We start from the raw sequence: 19,010 nt of genomic DNA on the forward strand, positions 1-19,010 counted from the left end.
GCAGCACTCGCTTCACCGCAGTACCCGGTATTTCACACGAAGGAGCAGGACATGACCGCCACGACGGCCCCACGCGGGAGCAAGTCCGTAGTCGTCATCGGACACGGAATGGTCGGCCACAGGTTCGTCGAGGCATTGCGTGCCCGGGACGAGACGGAGCAGTGGTCGGTCACCGTCCTCTGCGAGGAGCCGCTGCCCGCCTACGATCGCGTGGGGCTGTCGTCGTACGTCGGTGCATGGGATCCGAAGGAGCTCGCTCTCGCCGGAAACGACTACGCGGGTGACGATCTCGTCGATCTGCGGATCGGCGCGCGGGCAGTCGGTATCGATCGTTCCGCGCGGCGGGTGACCACCGCCGACGGCGAGATCCTCGAGTACGACGCCCTGGTGATGGCCACCGGCTCCTACCCGTTCGTGCCTCCGGTCCCGGGCCACGACCGTCCGGAGTGTTTCGTCTATCGGACGCTGGACGATCTCGACGGCATCCGGGCACGCTCGGAGGCCGCAGGCCCGGGGGCGGTCGGTGTCGTCGTCGGCGGCGGACTGCTCGGCCTGGAAGCGGCGAACGCGCTGAAGCTGCTGGGCATGAAGGCGCACGTCGTGGAGTTCGCGCCCCGGCTGATGCCGTTGCAGGTGGACGAGGGCGGCGGCGCGCTCCTCGCTCGGCTCGTCACCGACCTCGGGCTCACCGTGCACACCGGTGTCGGTACCGCCGCCGTCACCGAGGGCCCGGACGGGATCACCGTCGAGTTGTCCGACGGCTCCACCATCGACGCGGCGTTGCTGGTGTTCTCGGCCGGGGTGCGCCCGCAGGACGCACTCGCCCGCGACGCCGGGCTCGACGTCGGGGAGCGCGGGGGCATCCTCACCGACCTGGCCTGCCGCACCTCCGACGAGAACATCTACGCGGTGGGTGAATGTGCCGCCGTCGAGGGCCGTTGCTACGGACTGGTCGCCCCCGGCTACACCACCGCCGAGATCGTCGCGGACCGGCTGCTCGGCGGCGAGGCGGACTTCCCCGGCGCGGACATGTCCACGAAGCTCAAGCTCATGGGCGTGGACGTCGCCAGCTTCGGCGACGCGATGGCGCAGTCGCCGGGCGCGCTCGAGGTCGTCCTCAACGACGCCGCGAAGAAGACGTACGCCAAGCTCGTCGTCTCCGACGACGCCAAGACGCTCCTCGGCGGCATTCTGGTCGGCGACGCGTCCGCGTACGCGACACTGCGTCCGCTGGTCGGCCGCGAAATTCCGGGGGATCCGGCCTCGCTGATCTCGCCGGCGGGGGAGAAGCCGGGAGCCGGCTCACTGCCCGACGACGCCGAGGTCTGCTCGTGCAACGCGGTCACCAAGGGCACGATCTGCGGCGCCATCGCCGACGGTGCCTGTGATCTGGCGCAGGTGAAGGCGTGCACCAACGCCGGCACCACCTGCGGCGGGTGCCTGCCGACGGTGAAGCAACTGCTCGCCGCGTCGGGCGTGGTGATGTCCAAGTCCCTGTGCGAGCACTTCGAGCAGTCCCGTGCCGAACTGTTCGAGATCGTGCAGGCCACGGACACCCGTACGTTCTCGGCACTGATCGGCAAGTACGGCAAGGGATCCGGCTGCGACATTTGCAAGCCGGTGGTCGCGTCGATCCTCGCCTCCACCGACTCCGACCACATCCTGCACCCCAAGCAGGCCGGCCTGCAGGACACCAACGACCACTTCCTGGCCAACATCCAGAAGAACGGCACGTACTCGGTCGTGCCGCGGATGCCCGGCGGAGAGTGCACGCCGGAGCAGCTCATCGTCATCGGCGAGGTAGCCCGCGACTTCGGGCTCTACGTGAAGATGACCGGTGGCCAGCGCATCGACATGTTCGGCGCCCGCGTCGAGCAACTGCCCGCCATCTGGAAGCGGCTCGTGGACGCGGGGATGGAGTCCGGGCAGGCTTACGGCAAGTCCCTGCGCACGGTGAAGAGCTGTGTCGGGTCCACCTGGTGCCGGTACGGGGTCCAGGACTCGGTGGGCATGGCCGTCGACCTCGAGCTCCGGTACCGAGGCCTGCGCTCGCCGCACAAGTTGAAGTTCGGTGTCTCGGGTTGCGCCCGTGAGTGCGCGGAGGCGCGGGGCAAGGACGTCGGTGTCATCGCCACCGAGTCGGGGTGGAATCTCTACGTCTGTGGCAACGGCGGCCAGTCGCCCAAGCACGCGCAACTACTCGCCGGCGGCCTCGACGACGAGACCCTCGTGAAGTACATCGACCGGTTCCTCATGTTCTACGTGCGCACCGCCGACCGCCTGCAGCGCACAGCGCCGTGGCTCGAGTCGCTCGAGGGTGGACTCGAGCATCTCCAGGCGGTGGTGTGCGACGACAGCCTGGGGATCGCCGGGGAGCTCGAGTCGGCGATGGTCCGGCACGTCGAGGGATACCGGGACGAGTGGGCCGGCGTGCTCGAGGATCCGGAGAAGCTGTCGCGGTTCGTCTCCTTCGTCAACGCCCCGGGCGAGGCGGACCCGACCGTCGAGTTCGACGACACCGGTGTCCGCAAGGTTCCCGTGTTGATGGGGATGCCGAAGTTCGCCGACACCGCGCAGTGAATGTGGCGCCACGCAGCGAATTTGTCGATGCCACGCCGGGGTAATGGCTGCTTAATGCTTCGGAAACATCGAGCCAGAACCATGAGTGCCACGGACGGATGCCGTCCGGGAGGAGAGTCCAGATGACGATTGTCGACCTGAACGAGAAGATCGCTTCCGATCGCCTCGAGTGGACGTCTGCGTGCCCGCTCAGCCGCCTGATCCCGGGGCTCGGTGTGGCGGTGCTGCTACGGGGGAGCGAGCAGGTTGCCCTGTTCCTGCTCGAGGACGGATCGTTGCACGCCGTCGGCAACATCGATCCCTACGGGCGGGCCGCGGTCATGTCCCGCGGCCTGGTCGGCGACCGGTCGGGCGAACCGACCGTCGCTTCACCGCTCCTGAAGCAGGTGTTCTCACTGATCGACGGCCGGTGCCTCGACGACGAGGACGTGCGCCTGCCGGTGTACGACGTGCGGGTGTGGGGCGGAGTGGTGCAGATCCACAGCCGCCTGCCGCGCGCCACGGAGGCCGAGAACGGAACCGGGACTCCGTGAACGATTCCACGCCGTTGCTGGGGTTCACCGTCGGGATCACGGCCTCGCGCCGCGCCGAGGAGTTCGCCACCCTGCTCACCAGGCGGGGCGCGAGCGTGGTCCACGCCCCGGCGATTCGCATCATCCCGCTCGCGGACGACACCGAACTCGAGCGCGTCACCCGCGAGATCGTCGCGGACCCGCCGAAGATCGTGGTGGCCACCACCGGGATCGGATTCCGTGGCTGGGTGGAGGCCGCCGACGGCTGGGGCCTCGCCGAGAAACTGGGTGAGGCGCTGTCGCAGGCCCGGCTACTCGCCCGCGGGCCCAAGGCCAAGGGGGCGATCCGGGCGGCCGACCTCAAGGAGGAGTGGTCGCCGGCGGGCGAGTCCTCCGCCGAGGTCCTCGATCACCTCCTCGCGGAAGGGGTGGAGGGGGTGCGTATCGCGGTGCAGTTACACGGGGCGACGACGGAGTGGGAGCCGGTCGCCGACTTCTGCGAGGTGCTCCGGTGCGCGGGAGCCGACGTCATCCCGGTCCCGGTCTACCGGTGGGTGCCGCCGGACGATCAGTCGGCGATGGACAAACTCATCGAGCTGGCCGCGACCCGAGGGCTCGACGCGATCACCTTCACGAGTGCCCCGGCGGTGGCGTCGATGCTGGACCGCGCCCGCGAGACCGGGATGCTCGATCCGCTGATCCACGCGCTCCGCCAGCGCGTCGTGGTCACCTGTGTCGGGCCGGTGACGGCCGCCCCGTTCGTGGAACTCGAGGTTCCGACCACCATGCCGTCCCGCTTCCGGCTGGGGGCACTGGCACGTCACCTCGCCGACGAGTTGCCCCGTCGGGCCAGCCGCATCCGCGCCGCCGGCCACGACCTGGGTATCCGCGGTGGCTGCGTGGTCGTGGACGGCGAGGTGAAACAGCTCGCCCCGGCATCGATGTCGTTGTTGCGAGCGCTCGGGGCACGGCCGGGGCGGGTGGTGTCGCGGGAGCAGTTACTCGCCGTGCTCCCCGGTGGTGGAGACGACACGCATGCCGTGGAGACAGCCGTCGCACGTCTGCGCTCGTCACTCGGCGCGGCCAAGGTCGTGCAGACCGTCGTGAAACGTGGATACCGCCTCGCGGTGGATCCGGTCGATTGTGGAGACGAAGAATGAACGATCCGGCACTCGTGCTCGTCGCCCACGGGACACGGAGTTCCCGGGGTGTCGAGATGATCGCAGCTCTGGCAGAAGCCGTCTCGGCCCGGGTGGGTGAGACTCGCGTCGCGTTCGTCGACGTCCTCGGACCATCGCCGCAGGACGTCCTCACCGAACTGGATGCGCCCGCCGTGGTGGTCCCGGCGTTCCTGGCGTCCGGTTACCACGTGCACCACGACGTGCACGGGGCCGCGGCGCAGTTCCCCGGTGCCGTGGTGACGCCCGCGCTGGGACCGGATCCGGTACTGGCGCAGGTTCTTCGCGAGCGGCTGGTGGAGGCGGGCTGGACGCCGGGAGATGCCGTCGTCCTCGCGGCGGCCGGATCCTCCGATCCCCGAGCGCTTGCCGACGTGCGCCGATCCGCAGCGATGCTGGCGAGCCTGCTCGACCAGCGCGTCCGTATCGGCTACGTGGCGACCGGGACTCCTACGGTCGGCGATGCCGTGCGCGGCGCCCGGGAAGACGGGGCGTCCCGGGTGTTCGTCGCCTCGTACCTGTTGGCGCACGGGCTGTTCCACGAACGACTGTTCGACGCCGGTGCCGACGGCGTGACGCAGCCGCTGGGAGTGCACCCGCGGATCGTCGACCTGGTGGCCGCGCGGCACGACCGGGCCGCGGTCCTCACCCGGTCCTGACGGTCACCACGCGGGCAGCGGGATCAGTTCCGCGACGGTGTCGTTCACGGCGCCAGGGGGGATCAGAGCCAGGGCCGGCCGGCCGACGAGGCCCGCCAGATGAGCGGTGCGCACGCCGGGATCGGCGATCCACCGGCCGTCCGGCAGCGAGGTCACCGGCAGGATCCGGGTCCGGTCCGTCCCGACCTCGGATGCGTTGGCCACCCGGCCGTGTAACCGCGGCTGCGGGGCGCGGCCGGTGCACGCGTCGACGACGGCGGGCAAGGTCACGAGCAGGGTGGCGATCGCAGCGTAGGGATTTCCCGGCAACCCGAGTACCGCCCGTCCGTCGGGGAGTGCTGCGGCGACGAGGGAGCCCCCCGGGCGGCAGAGGACCCGGCCGACCAGCATGTGCGCCCGCGCGCGGGCCAGGGCGGAGCGCAGCTGGTCCGCCGCACCGCCGCCGGTGGCCCCGACGATCACGATCGCGTCGACGTCGGTCGCGCCGCGGAGCAGTTCGTCGAAACCGTCTGCGGTGTCGCGGATGTGGGCGTTCGTCACCGGTACCGCACCGGTCGAGGTCACGAAACGATCCAGGACGGGGCCGAGGGCGTCACGGGTCTGCCCCGGGCGCAGCGGCCCGTCCCGACGAATCTCGTCTCCGGTGGTCACCACGTGGACGCGGACGGGCCCACGCACCGTCGCGATGCGGATTTCGCCGCTCGACGCGGCCGACACCAGTGCGGACGTGACGGCCGTTCCTGCGGGCGCGATCGGATGGCCCACCGGCCAGTCCTCGCCGCGCCGACGGGTGTCGTCCCGGGGTGAGGAGTCCGGCAGTGTCGCGAGTACCCGCGCCTCCACCACGGCGAACTCGTCTCGGAGGACGGCGGTGGCGCCCGCGGGAAGATGTGCGCCGGTGGCGATCCGGGCGGCCTCACCCGCAGCGAGGCTGAAGGTGCCGGTGTCTCCGGCGGGGCGCACCTCGTCGAGTAGATGCCACGGTCCCGGCCCGGCGACGGCGTAGCCGTCCATCGCGGACACGTCGGCCCGGGGTACGGCGTCGGCGGAGTGGAGAGTCCGAGCCAGAGTGGCACCGAGGGATTCGGCGAGCACGCCCTCGCGGGGTTCGAGGGCGGCGACTCCGGTACGGACGGCCTCGCGGGCCTCGTCGAGGGTGAGGGGTCCCGGCCCGACGGTCCGGGCGCGCTCGATGTCCTCGGGAGTGTCGCAGTCGGTGGCTCCCGCCACCTCGACGGTCACCGGGTGCTGCGGGTGCAGGGCACGCATCGGCTGGTTGACCGGCGAGTCGAGTGCTTCGAGTGCGTCGGCCAGTGCTTCGGCCCGCCACGCCGACAGCAGGTACTGGACACGCCCGGTCTCGTCGATGCCGAGGGCGGCGTCCGCGCCTTCCGTGCGCTCGAGGGCGCCGAGGAGGTCCTCGGTGGTCCGGGTGCCGATCCAGGGCAGGTCGGAAGCCAGGACGAGTACCCGGTCCGTCGGCCGGGTTCCGAGGGCGGCGAGGCCGGCAGCGATTCCGGCCACCGGACCGGAACCGGGCGGGTCCTCCTGGACCTGGAGCGCGGCGATGCCGTCGCGGTGCGGCCCGACGACGACGGTCCGGTCGGCAACGGCGATGGCGGCCAGGGCGGTGTCCAGCATGCGCCGACCCCCGACGATCAGTGCGGGCTTGTCGATTCCGCCCATTCGGGTCGCCGCGCCGCCGGCCAGGATGATCGCGAACACGCGCGGAAACGTCATGGTGACGATGCTGCCGCATGACGGTTCGGATGTCCCCATGGCAGCGACGGCGCGCCCTGCATGCAGAAGATGCAAATTTGCACTCACTGCAAAATATGGGCATCCTGGAGCGGTGACCACGTCGACGCCGGGTGACCCGGACATCGCCGCGCCGGGCGCCGGCTCGTCGGGGCTGCGCGAGCGAAAGAAGCGTCGTACCCGCGAAGAGATCGCGACGGCCGCGTTCGAGCTGGTCGCCGAGTTCGGGGCGGAGGCGACGACGGTGGAGATGATCGCCGAGCGGGCCGGAATCTCTCCCCGCACCTTCTTCAACTACTTCGACGGCAAGGACGACGCGGTGATCGCGGTCGTCGCGGACCGGTTCGCCGGCGTCGCGAGGATCCTCGAGGAACTTCCGGCGTCGGGCAGCGCGATCCTCGACGTCCACGATGCGCTCGTCGCTTTCATCGACCGGGAGAGCGCCTCCGCGGCAGGGGAGCCGGGCGGGTTCGCGGCGCGGGATCAGCAGATGCGCGTCGTGTTCGAGAAGAACCCGCATCTGATCGTCGCGGTCAACAGCGCCGTCGCCCGGACGAGCGAGGCCGCGGTGAGCGTGCTCGCGGCCCGCCACCCCGACGACCCCGACCCGCCGAAGGCGGCGGCCGCAGCGCTCGCGCTGGGCTTCTCGCTGCTGCGCCTGGTCTTCCAGGACCTCGCCGAGGGCGACGCGGACGCACACCTGGGTGACCGGTTCCGCGCCTACTACGACGCACTCGCCCGGCACCGGCTGCCCTGACGCCCGATCGGAATCCCGAACGCGGGGCCGCAGCACCCGGCTCGCCCCTCCGACCCGAAAGTAGCTCCATGTCGACCTCCGTCGAACCTGCTCGCGGCCCGGACGCCGACGCGCCGATCGTCTTGACCCAGAGGCGGATCTGGCTGATCTTCGGTGCCCTGATCGCCGGCATGTTCCTGTCGTCGCTGGACCAGTCCATCGTGGGGCCGGCGATGCCGACCATCGTCGGCGAACTCCACGGCGTCGAGCATCAGGCCTGGCTCATCACGATCTACATCCTCGCGGTGTGCGTCACGATGCCGCTGTACGGAAAGTTCGGTGACCTCTACGGTCGCCGGGCACTGTTTCTCGCCGCCATCTCGATCTTCACGATCGGCTCCGCCGGAGCGGGTTTCGCGGGATTCCTCTCGGACGGCGGATCCGCGCTCGGCTTCTGGGAACTGGTGGCGTGGCGCGGTGTCCAGGGCATCGGCGGCGGCGGTCTGATGATCCTGTCCCAGGCCATCATCGCCGACATCGTGCCGGCCAAGGACCGCGGCAAGTACATGGGCCCGATGGGCGCGGTCTTCGGTGTCTCCGCCGTGGCCGGGCCTCTGCTGGGCGGCTTCTTCACGGACCATCTCGATTGGCGCTGGTGCTTCTGGATCAACGTGCCCGTCGGCCTGATCGCGCTCGCGATCGCGTATCGGTACATGACGCTCCCGCATCGGCGCAGTGACCGGCCGCTCGACTACGCGGGCATCGTGCTCATGGTGCTCGGTACGACCGGGCTGGTGATGGTCACCGACCTGGGCGGCAAGGAGCTCGAGTGGGGCTCGCCGGGCATGGTGGCGCTGATCGCCGGGACGGTCGCCGCCGTCGTGGGCTTGGTCGTCGTGGAGAACCGTGCCGCCGAACCGATCCTTCCTCTGCATCTGTTCCGCAACCGCGTCTTCCTGGTGTCCACGCTGATCGCGTTCGTGCTCGGGGTGGGAATGTTCGCGGCGATCGGCTTCCTGCCCTCGTTCCTGCAGATGTCGTCCGGGCAGTCCGCCGCGGTGTCCGGGCTCATGATGATTCCGATGATGGTCGGGCTCATGCTCACGACGATCGGTTCGGGTATCGCGATCTCGAAGACCGGGCGGTACCGGATCTACCCCATTGTCGGCCTCTTCGTGGCGGCGGTGGGTCTGGTGCTTCTCACCGGAATGACCGAGGCGACGCCGATCTGGCAGATCGGGGTCATGATCTTCGTCTTCGGTGCCGGACTGGGCTTCGTCATGCAGGTCATCGTGCTCGCCGTGCAGAACTCGGTGGACCCGCACGAGGTCGGCGTCGCGACCAGCTCGAACAATTACTTCCGGGAGATCGGCGCCGCCATCGGCACCGCCTGGTTCGGCTCCCTGTTCACCGGCCGCCTGATCGACAATCTCACCGGGGTGGCCGGGGAGAACGCCGCGCAGGTCGCGCAGACGGGATTCGCTCCCGCGTCGATGACTCCGGAGATCGTGCACCAGCTGCCCGAGCCGTTGCACACGTCGGTGATCGCCGCGTACGCCGATGCCCTCGCCCCGGCCATCTGGTACGTGGTCCCACTCTTCCTGGTGGCCTTCGCGATTGCCTTCTTCCTCCCACAGATCACCCTGTCGGGCGAGGCCGGCATGGTGGCTCGGGGTGAGGCAGTTCTCGACCGCGAGTCAGTCGCGGTGGCTGCGGGGCGGGCCGGCGAGCCCGCAGCGTCCGCCCCGCGGGGCGACGACACTCAACCAGGCCACTGACGCCACACCGAGGGCGCCGATTACACCGAGGACGATCATGAGACCATCCTCGTCCCGTATTGGACTGCACAGAGCGGTCCATTAGGGGAAAGTGGACTGCATGCCTCCTCGTGTGGAACGACTCGCCGCGCCGGTCGTCGCGGCCCTCGTCTCCGATCGACTGCCGGGAACGGCGCCGCGGTACCGCGAGTTGGCGACGGCGCTGCGCGATCGGGTCGCGGACGGCAGCCTGCCCGAAGGCGCCCAACTCCCACCGGAGCGGGCTCTCGCCGGTGCCCTCGCGCTCAGCCGGGTCACGGTGGCGTCGGCATATCGGCAACTGCGTGCCGACGGATGGGCGATCGCTCGGCAGGGCGCCGGGACCTTCGCGGCCCGGCCCGCGGCGGGGGCGACCTGGGCGGCGATGGCCCGGCCTCCGGTCGACGGTGTCATCGACCTCGTGAACGCCGCGGCGGAGGCACCGCCGGAACTGATCCTCGCGTATCGGGAGGCCACCGATCTGCTGCCCGCCCACATCGGCAACCACGGCTACCACCCCGGCGGAATCGCGGCACTGCGTGCGGCGATCGCCGACTACTACCGCCGCCGAGGGCTCCCCACCACGGCGGATCAGATCCTCGTCACCGGCGGGGGCGGGGACGGGATCGCCGTCGCGATGGAGGGCCTCGTGCAACCGGGCGACCGGGTGCTCGTCGAGCACCCCACCTATGCCGGCGCGGTCGAAGCGGTACAGGCCGCCGGGGGTCGCTGTGTACCGGTGCCACTCGATGCCGCGGATCCGGACGCGTTCGTTGTCGACGCGGATCGTGCTGCGCGGCAGAGTTCCCCGACCGTCGCGTATCTCATGCCCGACTTCTCGAACCCTACGGGAGCCCGGGCGACGGACACCGGTCGGCGAACGCTGGCGGCCACCCTGGTGCGACACGGGGTGACCGCACTGGTCGACGAGGTGCCTGCCGATCTGGTCCTGGACGGCTCCGGGAACCGGGAGCCGTTCGGTGTGCCCGTCCCGGACACCGCGACGGTGACCGTCGGCAGCCTGAGCAAGGTGGTCTGGGGCGGGATCCGGGTGGGGTGGATTCGCGCCGACGCCTCGCGCATCGTGCAGCTGGCCGGGATCATGGCGCGGCGCCAGCTGTCGGTGTCGGTGGTGGACCAGCTCGCCGCCGTTCTCCTGCTCGGTGACTACGATCACCTGATCTCCCGAAGGAGGTCGGAATCCCGCCGCCGTCGGGATGCCCTCGTGGACGCGGTCAGCGCCGAGCTGCCCGAGTGGTCGTTCCACGTGCCGGCCGGCGGGCTGAGCCTGTGGTGCCGGCTTCCGGCGGGAACGTCCTCGACCGAGCTCGTCGCCTCCGCGGCCGACCGGGGGCTCCGGCTGGCGCCCGGGCCGCGATTCGGCACCGGGCATCTGTTCGACGACCACCAGCGGCTGCCCTACACCCGTCCGGTCCCGGAACTTCTTGCTGCGGTGAGGATTCTGGCATCGGTGGCGACGGCCGCCCCGACGTCCGCGGTGCGCGCCGTCGCTCCGGCGGTGACCGGGCTCGTGGTGTGATGTGGCCCGGGCCGTGGGGTGTGTCCGGTCGGTCAGCCGAACCGGTGGCGCGCCGACCCGAGGTCGACTCTGTCGCCGACGATCGACACTCCCTCCTCGGCGAGCTTCCCGAGCTGCCGTGCCGCGAGGTGCTTCGCCGGACGGCCAGACGCGGCGAGAACCCGGTGCCACGGCAGGTCCGCCGAGTCGGTGCGCATGATCCAGCCCACCGTACGAGCGGAGGACAGACCGGCGGCCGCGGCGATGTCGCCGTAGGTGGCGACCAGGCCCGCGGGAATGGCGGCCACGAGTTCCCGGACTCGCTCGACCTGCTCGTCGGTGGTCCGGCTCACGGGAGCAGACCCCGGACGAGAGCGGCGACCTCCTCGGGACGGGCTTGCGGGACCATGTGATCGCAGTCGAGTTCGACCTCGGTGAGCGAGTCGCCCAGATGTGCGCGCAGTGCGGCGCGGAATCCAGCGGTGACGTACGGCGGCTGCACCTTCATCGCCTGGACCAGTACGGTCGGCACGACGTCGGGAGGAAGGACGAACGGCCGGGCCAGCTCGCCCCACACGGTGATCACCGCGGGCGTGCTGATCCGCCAGTTCACCCGCCCGTTCGGCAGCGTGACGAGGTGTTCGTCGATCTCGGTGTCGAGGACGTGCGCGGGTACCTCGCCCCAGGCACCGTGGACCTTCTCGGAGCGGGCCTCGGCGACGTCCGTGTAGTCGGGGGAGGCAACCGTCTGTTCGGCGACGGTGCGCATCGTCCCGGCGTCGAGCCCGAGCGCCGGATCGAGGAGGGCGAGCGCGTGGACCCGGTCCGGGAGGGCGCGGGCCAGATGCAGCGCCAGGGTGGCGCCGAACGAGTGGCCCACCACGGTGACCCGGGCGTCGGGGGCGTGCTCGTCGAGGGTCTCGACGAGCGCCTCGACGTGCGCCTCGATGGTCCAGGGCGGCGTGTACGGGGATCGACCGTGGCCGAGCAGGTCGGGCGCGAGCACCCGGGCAGTGGGCAGGTGGGTGGTCGCCCAGTCGCTCCATCGCCGGCCGTGCCCGGTGATGCCGTGCAGGGCGAGGACCACCGGGCCGGACTCGGGCCCGAACGTGTAGGTGTGGAGAATCGGCACGACCGCCACTATGCCGGACCACGGAAGCCGGTGCAGGTCCGCCTCGCACCCACCGCCGGGCGGAGCTGTCGGTGCACTCTGGTGGAATGCAGCAGTGACTCGATCCGCTCCCCGCCCCGCCCCGGACCGCCCCGGGATGCGGCTCGTGCGCAGGCAGACGCGGGTGCAGGAGCCGCGGGAGTGGGACCCCGCCGCGCTTCGGGTCCTCGAGGACACCGGCGCGGGTGGGCCGAGACTCGGCGGCGGGTGGCGCCCGTGGCAGGTGCTGGGCGGCCCCGGCACCGGCAAGACCGCGCTCGTCGTCGACTCCGCCGTGCGCCGGATACTCGCCGGGGCGGATCCCGAATCGGTGCTCGTCCTCGTCCATTCCCGGCGTGCCGCGGTCGCGGTGCGCGAACAGATCACTGCCGCACTGACGGCCGGCGGTGCCGGACGGCCGAGGGCTTCCCGCGAGCCCTTGGTGCGCACGGTCCATTCGTACGCGTTCGCCGTCCTGCGGTTGCAGGCGGCCGCCCACGGCAATCCGCCGCCGCGGCTGATCACCGGTGCCGAGCAGGACTCGGCGATCCGCGAGATGCTGCGTGGCGAGATCGAGGACGGAGCGGCCGAATGGCCGGACCGGCTGCGTCCCGCGCTGGCGACGCTGGGCTTCGCCGCCGAGCTGCGGGACCTGATCATGCGGGCTGCCGAACGTGGCCTGGGCCCGGAGGATCTGAGTGACCTCGGCCGGGCCGAGGGCCGCGAGGAATGGGTGGCTGCGGGGCGTTTCGCCGCCCGCTACGAGCAGGCCACCCTGTTGCGGGCCACCGTGGGAATGCATGCCCCGGAGGCGACGGCCCCCGCCCTCGACGCCGCGGAACTGGTCAGCGCGGCGCTCGAGGCGTTCGCCACCGACCCCGAGCTGTTGCGCCGCGAGCGCGCTCGGGTGCGGCACCTCCTCGTCGACGACGCGCAGCACCTGGATCCACAGGCGGCACAGCTGATTCGGCTGGTGGGGACCGGTGCGGACTCGGCGGTCGTCGCCGGAGATCCGGATCAGTCGGTGTTCGCCTTCCGCGGAGCGGATCCGTCGTTCCTCACCGGCCTCGCCGAGCGGCACGACGAGCGGCAGGTGTTGCTCCCACGGAACCATCGGGCCGCGGCCGAGATCGCCGACGCCACCCGCCGCATTCTCGGCCGGCTGCCGGGCAGTGGCCCCCAGCGGGCGTGGGAGGCGGGCACGTCCGAGGGTCGGGTGGCGATCCGGGTCGCGTCCTCACCCGCGAAGGAGGCGGCCGTCGTCGCGGACACGCTCCGCCGCGCGCACCTGACGGACGGGATAGCCTGGTCCCGGATGGCCGTCGTCGTGCGGTCGGTGCCGGCCAGCCTGGCACCGTTGCGGCGCGCCCTCCTGGCCGCGGGTGTTCCGGTGACGACCCCGGCCGACGAGCTGCCCCTCGCTCGCAGACACGGCGTGTCGGCGCTGTTGCTGGTGCTACGGGCGGTCACCGAACGTGAGTTCACCGGCGACGACGCACTCGCCCTCCTGTCGGGGCCCATCGGTGGCGCCGAGCCGGTCGCGCTCCGCAGGCTGCGTCGCGGCCTCCGGCGCAGTGAGCTGTCCGGCGGCGGTGATCGCGATTCCTCGGAGATACTGCGCCGCATCGTGCTCGGCGCGGACGAGCCCGCGATGCGTGGGCTCACCGAGGTCGAGGCGGCGCCGTTGCAACGGGTGGGCAAGGTGCTGCGCCGGGCCAGGAAGGTGCTCGGCGACGGTGGCGGTGTCGAGGACGTCCTGTGGGCGGCGTGGCGGGCCGCCGGCCTCGAGAAGCGTTGGGCCGCGGCCTCGCTCCGCGGCGGCCCGGTGGGCGCCCAGGCCGATCGCGACCTCGACGCGGTGGTGGCGCTGTTCGACGCCGCCGCAGGCTATGTGGACCGGCTGCCCCGGGCGGGCATCGCGGGCTTCCTCGACCACGTCGAGGGGCAGGAGATCCCGACGCTCTCCCGCACGACGCCGCTGTTCACCGAATCCGTGACGGTGCTCAGTGCCCACGCCGCGGTCGGCCGCGAATGGGACGTCGTCGCGGTCGTCGGCGTGCAGGAAGGCACCTGGCCCTCCCTGCGCTCGCGGTCGAGTCTGCTCGGTACGGGCGAGCTGATCGACCTGGTGTCCGGGACCGTCCGGTCCGCGGGCGACACCCGCCTGTCGCGCACGGCACCGCTCCTCGCCGAGGAACGGCGGTTGTTCCTGCTCGCGTGTAGCCGCGCCCGCCGGATACTGTCGGTCACCGCCGTCGACGCACCCGGCGGAGACGCGGACTTGGTGCGGTCCCGCTTCGTCGACGAACTGGCCGTCGACGGTGACACTCCGGACGCCCTGCCCGAACCCGTGACGGAACCACCGGCGCGGGTACTCGCGTTGCCCGCGTTGGTGGCGGAGCTGCGGGCGGTGGTGTGCGATTCCGCGGCCGACCAGGGCCGGCGCGACCGGGCCGCCGTGCAGTTGGCGCGGCTGGCCGAGGCCGGCGTCCGGGGAGCGCATCCGGACCAGTGGTACGGGCTCGCGGACCCGAGTACGGCGGAACCGCTGTGGGGCCCGGAGGACGGCCCGGTCCCGCTGTCGCCGTCGACGATCGAGCAGCTCACCACGTGCCCCCTGCGGTGGCTGCTCGAACGCAACGGTGGCACCGACGGCGACAACGCCCGTGCGGTGGCCGGCACGCTCGTGCACACTCTGGTGCAGGCGCTGGCCGGGCACATTCCGCCGGATCACGTCGATCGTGCGCTCGAAGAGGCCTGGGCCGCCGTGGATCTCGGATCGCCGTGGTATTCGCGCCGGGAGCTCACCCGCACCCGGACCATGCTCGAGACGTTCGCGGCCTGGATGCGGGCGTCCCGTTCCGAGCTCACCGAGATCGGTGTCGAGGTCGCGGTCGACGGCGTGCTGGAACCGCGGTCGGACGGCGATCCACAGGTCCGTCTGCGGGGGCGGATCGACCGGCTCGAGCGGGATGCCGAGGGTCGCCCCGTCGTCGTCGACGTCAAGACGGCCCGGACGCCGGTCAGCAGAAGCCAGGCTGAAGAGCATGCCCAGCTCGCCGCGTATCAGGTCGCCGCGGCGACGGGCGCGGTGGAGGGAATGCCCCCGGCCCGGCCGGGCGGTGCCCGCCTGGTCTTCGTGGCCAAGCCGCACAAGAAGGACGGCGCCACCGAACGGGTGCAGGCTCCGCTCTCCGATGCGGATCTCGAACGGTGGATCGATGCCGTGCATGCGGCGGCCGCGGCCACTCGGGGGCCACGGTTCCTCGCTCAGGTCAACGACGGCTGCCGGCACTGCCCGGTCCGGTCGAGTTGCCCGGTCCACGACGAGGGCAGGCAGGTGAGTGCGCAATGAGCACGGGAGCATTCGAGCCGAGGATCGACCCGGTGGAACTCGCCGCCGGACTCGGGCAGCATCCGCCGACCCCGGAGCAGGCCGCGGTGATCGCGGCGCCGTTGCGCCCGACGCTCGTCGTCGCGGGCGCAGGTGCGGGAAAGACCGAGACCATGGCAGCCCGCGTGGTCTGGTTGGTGGCCAACGGGCTCGTCGCCCCGGATGCCTTACTCGGCCTGACGTTCACCCGGAAGGCCGCGCAGCAGCTGACCGTTCGGATCCGGCAGCGGCTGGCCCGGCTGGCGGGGTCCGAACTGCTCCGCTCGGTCGATCCGGGGGGCGAACTGCGCTCCCGGATTCTCGCGAGCGAGCCCGAGGTGAGTACCTATCACGCGTACGCCGGCCGCCTGCTCGCCGACCACGGCCTCCTGTTGCCGATCGAGCCGACCGCGACGTTGTTGTCGGAGACGGAGCTGTGGCAGATCGCGCACCGGGTCGTCAGTTCCTGGGACGGGGACATCGACACCGACCGCACCCCGGCGTCGCTCACCGAGGCGGTGCTCGCGCTCTACGGCCAGCTGGCCGAGCATCTCGCCGGACCCGAGGATCTGCGCGAGGCACACACGGATCTCGAGAAGCTCGTCTTCGCGCTGCCCCCCGGTCCTCGTCAGCGCCGCGAGCCGGGCAAGTCCCTCCTCGACGTCGTCGAGGCGCAGCGCAGGCGCATCGAGCTGCTTCCGTTGGTCGCCCGGCTGACCGAGACGCTGCGTAGGGAGGGTGCCCTCGACTTCGGCAGCCAGATGTCCCTCGCGGCCCGCCTCGCCGACGAGCATCCCGGAGTCGGAGACAGTGAGCGTCAACGGTTCCGGGTGGTGTTGCTCGACGAATACCAGGACACCGGGCACTCGCAGCGGGTTCTGCTCTCGGCACTGTTCGGCGGGGGAGCGGACTCGGCGCTGTCGGTGACGGCGGTAGGAGACCCGATGCAGTCGATCTACGGCTGGCGAGGTGCCTCCGCGGCCAATCTCCCGCGATTCGCGACGGACTTCCCGCTGGCCGACGGTACGCCCGCGCCCACCCTCGAGCTCCTCACCAGCTGGCGGAACCCGCCCGAGGCGCTGGATCTGGCCAATCACGTGTCCGCGCCCCTGCGCCGGTCGGGTGTCGCGGTCAGCACACTGCGGCCGCGGCCCGGAGCGGAGCCGGGTGATGTGCGCCTGGCCCTCCTCACCGACGCCGACCGGGAGCGGCAGTGGGTGGCGAGCGCGGTCGCCGGCGAATTCGAGCGCGCACGGGAGGCAGCGGAGCCGATGCCGACCGCGGCGGTGCTGGTGCGCCGCAACGCGGATGCGGCGCCGATGGCGGAGGCGCTGCGTGCCCGGGGGCTGCCCGTCGAGGTCGTCGGACTGGGCGGCCTGTTGCACACCCCGGAAGTCGCCGACGTGGTGGCGATGCTCCGTGTCGTCGCCGATCCGATGGCCGGGAGTGCGGCCGTGCGATTGCTGACCGGAGCCCGGTGGCAGATCGGTGCCGCCGACCTGCGGGCGCTCGCGCGCCGCGCCGGCGAACTCGAAATCTCCCGTGGGTACGGGACATCGGGCGCCGTGACCGATCCGGAGTCGCTCGCCGAGGCGCTGGGCAGTGCGCTCCCCGGAGAGGTCGCCGAGCAGGCGGGGCTCGCCGATGCGCTGGCCGACCCCGGCTCGCGCGAGCGCTACTCCCAGGCCGGCTTCGCTCGGATCACGGCGCTCGCGAGCGAACTGGCGTCCCTACGGGAACGTATCGGGCAACCTCTCACCGAACTGGTGGCAGAGGTGGAGCGGGTGCTCGCGGTCGGTGTCGAGGTGTGTGCCCGGGGCGGAGCCGCCGGTCGAGAGCATCTGGACGCGTTCGCGGACGTGGTGGCCGGATACGCCGGGCGATCCACCGCAACGCTGTCGGGCTTGCTCGCCTTCCTCGCCGCAGCGGAGTCCGTCGAGGACGGGCTGGCCCCCGGCGAGGTCCAGGTGGACCCGGACCGGGTGCAGATTCTCACCGTGCACTCGGCGAAGGGGCTCGAGTGGGAGGTGGTGGCGGTCCCACACGTGACCGCGGGAGTGTTCCCCTCCGGCACGGCATCCGGGACGTGGCTGGGTGCACTCGGCGAGTTGCCTCCGGCACTGCGCGGCGACCGGGTACCTCCCGGCGCCGCGGACGGCGACGGGTTCCCGACCCTCGACCTCGACGACGTCGCCGACCGCAAGGATCTCGAGCAGGCGATCGAACGGCACAAGGCCGCGCTCGCCGGCCGCCGTCGCGAAGAGGACCGACGACTGTTCTACGTCGCGCTCACCCGCACGGAACGGGTTCTGCTCGTGTCCGGGCACCACTGGGCCGAGACCGGCACCGAACCCAAGGGGCCGTCCGAGTTCCTCGTCGAACTGCACGAGCACGCCGCGCGCACGCCGGACTGCCCGGTACGCGTGGACGAGTGGGCGCCGCCACCGGACGAGGGAGCGGAGAATCCGCTGACCTCCGCCCCCGTGACGGCGAGCTGGCCGCCGGATCCCCTGGGTGCCCGCCGCGAGGCCGTCGAAACGGGTGCGCGGCTGGTGCGCGCGGCGCTGAGCGCGGTCACCGGAGCTGATTCAGGGCGCGCTCGAGGCACAGCGGAAGCCGATGACCCGGAGAACTGGGCAGCAGACGTGGACGCACTGCTGCGCGAGCGGCAGGAGCGGTCCCGTGTGGAATCGGAAGTTGTTCTTCCCGCCCAACTCTCGGTCAGTCAGCTCGTCGAGCTGAAGGCCGACCCGGACGCCTTCGCCGCGCGGCTCCGCCGGCCACTGCCGTATCCGCCCAACCCGCTGGCCCGGCGCGGTACCGCATTCCACGCGTGGGTGGAGGCCAGGTTCGGTGCGGTCCGGCTGCTCGACTTCGACGAGCTACCCGGCGCCGCCGACACCGACGACGGGTCGGATGACGATCTCGAGGGCCTGCAGCAGGCCTTCCTGCGGAGTCGGTGGGCGCACCGCACACCCGTCGAGGTGGAAGTGCCGTTCGAGACCGCGGTCGGTGGTGCCGTGCTGCGTGGTCGAATCGATGCGGTGTTCGCCGACCCGGACGGCGGATGGACCGTCGTCGACTGGAAGACCGGCGCACCGCCGTCCACTCCCGACGAGCCCGCCGTGGTCATGCAACTGGCCGCCTACCGGCTCGCCTGGGCGGAACTGATGGGCGCGCCACCCGAGAAGGTTCGTGCCGCATTCCATTACGTCCGCTCCGGGCGGACGATGGCGCCGGGTCATCTTCCCGGCGCAGAAGCTCTCGCCGAACTCGTCAGTGGCCGTGGTGGCCCGGTGTAGGACTCCGCCGGGCACGCAGGGCGGCAATGACGAGCGGAACCTGAAGGGGCAGTCGACCGACGGCGAGCGCCTTCTGTGCCGAACTGGTCTTGTCGCTGCGTACCCAGTCGACCGCCATCTGCACGTTCGCCGGGAACACCGCCACGAACAGTGCCGCTGCGGCGGTACCGCCGAGACGACGGGTCCGGGGAACCAGCAGCGAGGCGCCGACCGCGAGTTCGGCAACCCCCGAGGCGTAGGTGTACGTGCGTGCGTCGCCGGGAAGCGATCGGGGGACGATCGCGTCGAAGAACTTGGGCGCGACGAAGTGCAGTGACCCCGCGCCGAGGAGCAACCCGGACAGCGCCAGCGCCGAGCGCCGAGCCGATGTGGCGTTTCGTGACATTCCGACAGCCTGCCCCGATATGGGGTGGTAGCGCAACGCCGAGAAGCGGCGCCGCCGCGCAC

13 protein-coding genes are annotated in these 19,010 nt (G+C 71.5%); 9 read left to right on the forward strand and 4 right to left on the reverse strand.

Features of this window, described 5'->3' with window-relative positions; genetic code table 11:
- Positions 1-51: 51 nt before the first annotated feature.
- The 4 genes from nirB to G4H71_RS18040 all read left to right on the forward strand — a co-directional run bounded on the left by nirB (position 52) and on the right by G4H71_RS18040 (position 4,929).
- On the forward strand, positions 52-2,580 hold the full coding sequence (nirB, locus tag G4H71_RS18025) for a nitrite reductase large subunit NirB (RefSeq protein ID WP_072736484.1): 2,529 nt from the start codon (positions 52-54) through the stop codon (positions 2,578-2,580).
- Positions 2,581-2,702: 122 nt separating this feature from the next.
- The gene (gene nirD, locus G4H71_RS18030; protein WP_072736483.1) at positions 2,703-3,113 is read left to right on the forward strand and encodes a nitrite reductase small subunit NirD; all 411 of its coding nucleotides are present in this window, start codon (positions 2,703-2,705) and stop codon (positions 3,111-3,113) included.
- Positions 3,110-4,252 (forward strand): uroporphyrinogen-III synthase, encoded by a 1,143-nt coding sequence (locus G4H71_RS18035; protein WP_072736482.1) that lies wholly within the window; start codon positions 3,110-3,112, stop codon positions 4,250-4,252. Before nirD ends, G4H71_RS18035 begins: the two co-directional genes overlap by 4 nt.
- Entirely contained in the window at positions 4,249-4,929 is a 681-nt protein-coding gene (locus G4H71_RS18040) for a sirohydrochlorin chelatase (protein ID WP_072736481.1), read from the forward strand. Before G4H71_RS18035 ends, G4H71_RS18040 begins: the two co-directional genes overlap by 4 nt.
- A 3-nt stretch (positions 4,930-4,932) precedes the next feature.
- Here the strand turns inward: G4H71_RS18040 and G4H71_RS18045 are convergent, their stop codons facing one another.
- Entirely contained in the window at positions 4,933-6,669 is a 1,737-nt protein-coding gene (locus G4H71_RS18045; protein WP_072736480.1) for an NTP transferase domain-containing protein, read from the reverse strand.
- A 112-nt stretch (positions 6,670-6,781) separates the two neighbouring features.
- Between G4H71_RS18045 and G4H71_RS22695 the strand changes: the two genes are divergently transcribed.
- From G4H71_RS22695 to G4H71_RS18060, 3 genes are all read left to right on the forward strand, one after another.
- On the forward strand, positions 6,782-7,444 hold the full coding sequence (locus tag G4H71_RS22695) for a TetR/AcrR family transcriptional regulator (protein WP_072736479.1): 663 nt from the start codon (positions 6,782-6,784) through the stop codon (positions 7,442-7,444).
- A gap of 68 nt (positions 7,445-7,512) precedes the next feature.
- The gene (locus G4H71_RS18055; protein WP_072736478.1) at positions 7,513-9,201 is read left to right on the forward strand and encodes an MDR family MFS transporter; all 1,689 of its coding nucleotides are present in this window, start codon (positions 7,513-7,515) and stop codon (positions 9,199-9,201) included.
- A 100-nt stretch (positions 9,202-9,301) separates the two neighbouring features.
- Positions 9,302-10,759 carry an aminotransferase-like domain-containing protein gene (locus G4H71_RS18060; RefSeq protein WP_072736477.1) on the forward strand — a complete coding sequence of 486 codons (1,458 nt, stop codon included), beginning with the start codon at positions 9,302-9,304 and terminating at the stop codon, positions 10,757-10,759.
- Between the two features lie 32 nt (positions 10,760-10,791).
- On the opposite strand, the gene G4H71_RS18065 is transcribed toward G4H71_RS18060, so the two are convergent.
- Together G4H71_RS18065 and G4H71_RS22700 are read right to left on the reverse strand one after the other, a co-directional pair.
- The gene (locus G4H71_RS18065; RefSeq protein WP_072736476.1) at positions 10,792-11,091 is read right to left on the reverse strand and encodes an MGMT family protein; all 300 of its coding nucleotides are present in this window, start codon (positions 11,089-11,091) and stop codon (positions 10,792-10,794) included.
- Positions 11,088-11,870: an alpha/beta fold hydrolase gene (locus tag G4H71_RS22700; protein ID WP_246442014.1), complete on the reverse strand. Its 783-nt coding sequence runs from the start codon at positions 11,868-11,870 to the stop codon at positions 11,088-11,090. Before G4H71_RS22700 ends, G4H71_RS18065 begins: the two co-directional genes overlap by 4 nt.
- A 94-nt stretch (positions 11,871-11,964) precedes the next feature.
- Here G4H71_RS22700 and G4H71_RS18075 point away from each other — a divergent pair, with 94 nt between their 5' ends.
- Positions 11,965-15,243: an ATP-dependent helicase gene (locus G4H71_RS18075; RefSeq protein ID WP_072736474.1), complete on the forward strand. Its 3,279-nt coding sequence runs from the start codon at positions 11,965-11,967 to the stop codon at positions 15,241-15,243.
- Positions 15,240-18,563 (forward strand): ATP-dependent helicase, encoded by a 3,324-nt coding sequence (locus G4H71_RS18080; RefSeq protein ID WP_072736473.1) that lies wholly within the window; start codon positions 15,240-15,242, stop codon positions 18,561-18,563. Before G4H71_RS18075 ends, G4H71_RS18080 begins: the two co-directional genes overlap by 4 nt.
- Here the strand turns inward: G4H71_RS18080 and G4H71_RS18085 are convergent.
- A complete protein-coding gene (locus G4H71_RS18085) occupies positions 18,538-18,948 on the reverse strand; it encodes a DoxX family protein (protein WP_072736472.1) in 411 nt (136 codons plus the stop codon). The genes G4H71_RS18080 and G4H71_RS18085 overlap by 26 nt on opposite strands.
- Between the last annotated feature and the right edge of the window lie 62 nt (positions 18,949-19,010).

This window comes from Rhodococcus triatomae (genome assembly GCF_014217785.1).
In the GTDB taxonomy this organism is placed as follows: Bacteria; Actinomycetota; Actinomycetes; order Mycobacteriales; family Mycobacteriaceae; genus Rhodococcus_F; species Rhodococcus_F triatomae.

What these genes read in the sequence shown, in the direction of transcription:
- G4H71_RS18040 (WP_072736481.1), top strand. Translation starts at nt 4,249, where the DNA reads ATGAACGATCCGGCACTCGTGCTCGTCGCCCACGGGACACGGAGTTCC.
- G4H71_RS18085 (WP_072736472.1), bottom strand. Translation starts at nt 18,948, where the DNA reads ATGTCACGAAACGCCACATCGGCTCGGCGCTCGGCGCTGGCGCTGTCC.
- G4H71_RS18055 (WP_072736478.1), top strand. Translation starts at nt 7,513, where the DNA reads ATGTCGACCTCCGTCGAACCTGCTCGCGGCCCGGACGCCGACGCGCCG.
- G4H71_RS18045 (WP_072736480.1), bottom strand. Translation starts at nt 6,669, where the DNA reads ATGACGTTTCCGCGCGTGTTCGCGATCATCCTGGCCGGCGGCGCGGCG.
- nirB (WP_072736484.1), top strand. Translation starts at nt 52, where the DNA reads ATGACCGCCACGACGGCCCCACGCGGGAGCAAGTCCGTAGTCGTCATC.
- G4H71_RS18080 (WP_072736473.1), top strand. Translation starts at nt 15,240, where the DNA reads ATGAGCACGGGAGCATTCGAGCCGAGGATCGACCCGGTGGAACTCGCC.
- nirD (WP_072736483.1), top strand. Translation starts at nt 2,703, where the DNA reads ATGACGATTGTCGACCTGAACGAGAAGATCGCTTCCGATCGCCTCGAG.
- G4H71_RS18060 (WP_072736477.1), top strand. Translation starts at nt 9,302, where the DNA reads ATGCCTCCTCGTGTGGAACGACTCGCCGCGCCGGTCGTCGCGGCCCTC.